The 3094-nt window shown below is 46.0% G+C and carries 4 protein-coding genes; all 4 read left to right on the top strand.

Annotated features, from left to right (window positions below; all coding sequences use genetic code 11):
• Positions 1 to 167: 167 nt before the first annotated feature.
• The 4 genes from IQ219_RS18460 (at position 168) to lptC (ending at position 3070) form a co-directional block, all read left to right on the top strand.
• Positions 168 to 647 carry a hypothetical protein gene (locus IQ219_RS18460; RefSeq protein ID WP_228017340.1) on the top strand — a complete coding sequence of 160 codons (480 nt, stop codon included), beginning with the start codon at positions 168 to 170 and terminating at the stop codon, positions 645 to 647.
• Positions 648 to 988: 341 nt separating this feature from the next.
• Complete coding sequence (locus IQ219_RS18455) at positions 989 to 1321, top strand: DUF433 domain-containing protein (RefSeq protein ID WP_190595844.1); 333 nt, start codon at positions 989 to 991, stop codon at positions 1319 to 1321.
• Positions 1318 to 1671, top strand: coding sequence for a DUF5615 family PIN-like protein (locus tag IQ219_RS18450; RefSeq protein WP_194073572.1), 354 nt, complete (start codon positions 1318 to 1320; stop codon positions 1669 to 1671). The genes IQ219_RS18455 and IQ219_RS18450 overlap by 4 nt, the downstream gene beginning before the upstream one ends.
• A gap of 223 nt (positions 1672 to 1894) precedes the next feature.
• Positions 1895 to 3070, top strand: coding sequence for an LPS export ABC transporter periplasmic protein LptC (lptC, locus tag IQ219_RS18445; protein ID WP_228017339.1), 1176 nt, complete (start codon positions 1895 to 1897; stop codon positions 3068 to 3070).
• The last annotated feature ends 24 nt before the right edge of the window (positions 3071 to 3094 follow it).

Genomic DNA, 3094 nt, shown 5'->3' with positions numbered 1-3094 from the left:
GTGTAGGGTTTATTGTATCTAGCCCAACGTTGTTTTGGCGATTAATCTCGGCCAAAGGGCTCCGACGGCATTTTTAATCAGATTTTATGTTGGCTCAGCCACATCGAAAATTTGGCCTTCACCCCGACCCTAGCAATTCATCCCCACCCATTAGCCCCATTTTGTCTATGCAAAGCCGATTGATTCAATGGAGCCTAGTTTGCACTTTTTGGTTACTGCCCGTTTCCCCTAATGGAATTAATGCCCAAACCTCCCCTGTGGACCCAGATTTTGCCAGTTTAAAGCAACAATTAGAGGCAAAAAATTTTAGGGTATTACTATCCCCTCCTCCCCAACGGGGGGCCTATGGACTGCTCAATGCCCAAAGCCGTACCATCTGGATTCACCCTCTCACCTTTGAGTTGGGGATCGCTGTGCCGGTTATTGTGCATGAGGCGGTACATGCCGCCCAGGTATGTAAAGGCAAAGGGCAACTGGCTCCTTTGGGGGTAACAGTTGAACCATTGGTCTATGCCCGGCCATTTTGGTTGCGCTATAACGAAATTCATCGCCAGGACTTGGAACGGGAAGCTTTCACCATTCAAACCCAACCCAATCGCATAGCTCTAGTTTCTGACTATCTCAACCAATTTTGCCCATCCCAATAATTTATTTGCGCCTATTTCCGCCATGGCCAACGGGTACCCATTTCTGTTTTCGCTGGCCAGATGAGGTAAAGCACTAATAGACTCAGGACTGCCAGAAAGGGCAATAGGTCTTCTTGCATCGGATTCCATGCCGTCAAATAGTTGCTCGTTTCAAATTATGGATCAGGCTACAGCAAAAAAGGCGATCGCCACAACAAATATTCGTACACAAGAACTCATTTAATCTTCTCTTCAATGCTAACGTCAAGAGCTAAGGCCTGCTGACGCAGCGTTGTTTAGGACTCGGCGATACTTGTGAAATTCCCCTAAAATAAAAGCAGCGTTTTTCGAGGTTCTGTCCCTTGGCTTTAGCATCTATCCCGACAAAGCAGTACATTGAACAACGAGAGGAAGGATATTGGATTAAGGGAAGTCGTGTTTCACTGGACTCAGTAGTATATTCCTTTCTTGAGGGGGAAACGCCGGAAGTCATTGCCCAAAATTTTCCTCTTCTTTCCCTTGAGCAAGTTTATGGGGCGATAACGTTTTATCTTGCTAATCGTGAGTTTGTTAATACATATTTGCAAAATGGGGAAGCTGAGTTTGGACAGCTACAGAAAGATTGTCAGCAAAGAAGTCCTCAGTTGTATCAATTACTAATGGCAGGTCAAGCCCGACTATCACAAGCGTCATGACAAGGGTTAGGTTTCAAGCTGACGCTGATCTCAAACAGGCGATCGTGACTGGTGTAATCCGTAGATGCCCAAATCTGGATTTTCAGTCGGCGAATGAAGTTGGTCTTGACGGTGTTCAAGATCAAAAAGTGTTAACCATTGCGGCGCAGGATAAAAGGATTTTAGTTACCCACGACCGCAAAACAATGCCAACGGAGTTTGGTAAGTTTATTCTTTCTCAGAACAGTTATGGCGTTATTGTTATCGCCCAGAATCTACCAGTTCGTGAAGCAATTAATGGAATCATCATGGTTTGGGAAGTGTCAACGGCGGAAGAATGGATCAATCAAATTATGACTTTACCCTTCTGAAATCGCTCCCCGCAATGACCAGCTATCAGGCTACAGCAAAAAATGGCGATCGCCAATGGAGACAACTCTGATTTAGGCGATCGTTTAGAATGGAGGGCCGAGAGCGGCAATGGAGCCGGACAATCTTTGACAGTTTTCCCCTGGGGATTTGTTTGCTGAAAAGAAGCTAATTTAATCATTTATTTTCAAATTATCTCGTTAAACTTTGCTAACTTCATTTTTTTTGCCCCTAAGTCGTCGCTCCTCTGTTTTATGGGGAGGATTACTCCTCAGCACGTTGATGTTAAGCAGTTGTGCGCCCCCCGATCCCCTAGAACAACGCAGTCAAGCTCCCCCCCCCAAGGAAGAAAGTAGCCTTACCCTCAACAATGCCACCCTAGAACAGGCCAACGCGAAAGGGCAAACGGTGTGGAAAATTCAGGTGGAGGAGGCTCGCTATAGCGTTGATGGGAAGAATGCCACCCTGGTGAATGTGAAGGGGGATTTTTACGAAGATGGCAAAGTGGTACTCCAGGTGAAGGCGGATAAGGGGGAAATTATTGAAGATGGCAAAGCCCTATTCCTGCGGGAGAATATTGTTGCCCTTGATCCCCGTAATAAAGCCGTGTTGCGGGCCCAGGAGGTGGAATGGCAAACTGAATCTAGCATTCTCACAGCTCGGCAGGATCTAAAGGGGGAACATCCTGATTTGACCGTCACCGCCAAGGAAGGGCGCTATGAAACTAAGGAAGAAAAATTAATTGTTTCCGGTGATGTGGTGGCCGTGACTGAGCACAATACCAAGGATCAAAATAAACCGAAAGACCCCCGTCGGCTGGAACTCAAAACTGACAGAATCACCTGGGAAATTAAAAATAATCGGGTTTTTGGCGATCGCCCGTTGACCCTGGTGCGTTTTGTTGATCAAACTGCCACCGACGAAGTAAAAAGCGACCAAGCAGAATTGTTGCTGAAACAGCAGTTGGTACATTTAGCGGGCTTAAATCAGTTTAAATCCGTTGAACCACCGTTACAAATTGCCGCCGAACCGATCAGTTGGTACTATTTGACTCGTTTTGTGACCACCGATAAGCCGATTAGTATTGTGGATTATAAACAACGAATTACAGTGCGGGGTAACCGGGGAGCCGTCAATCTGGCCGCCGGTATTGCCAAACTAGAACAGGGCACTAATACCACGAGCCAAGAACAACAATCCCAACTATATGCGGATGAGTTGACCTATAACTTTGGTCCCCAAACGTTGCAGGCTAAGGGCAACATTGTTTATGAGCAACAAAAAGGCGTAAAGTTTAACCTCACTGGGGATTTGGCCCAGGGTTCTTTGCCTGATAATAATGTGGTGGTAACCAGTACCAGTCCAGAAAGGGTAGTCACAGAAATTTTTCCTAATCAGTAGAATATGATTATGCTGTCTCTTATA

It is taken from the genome of Synechocystis sp. LEGE 06083 (genome assembly GCF_015207725.1).
In the GTDB taxonomy this organism is placed as follows: Bacteria; Cyanobacteriota; Cyanobacteriia; order Cyanobacteriales; family Microcystaceae; genus Synechocystis; species Synechocystis salina.
Note: the sequence above shows the minus strand (reverse complement) of the source record. Positions and strands in the feature narration are given on the sequence as shown.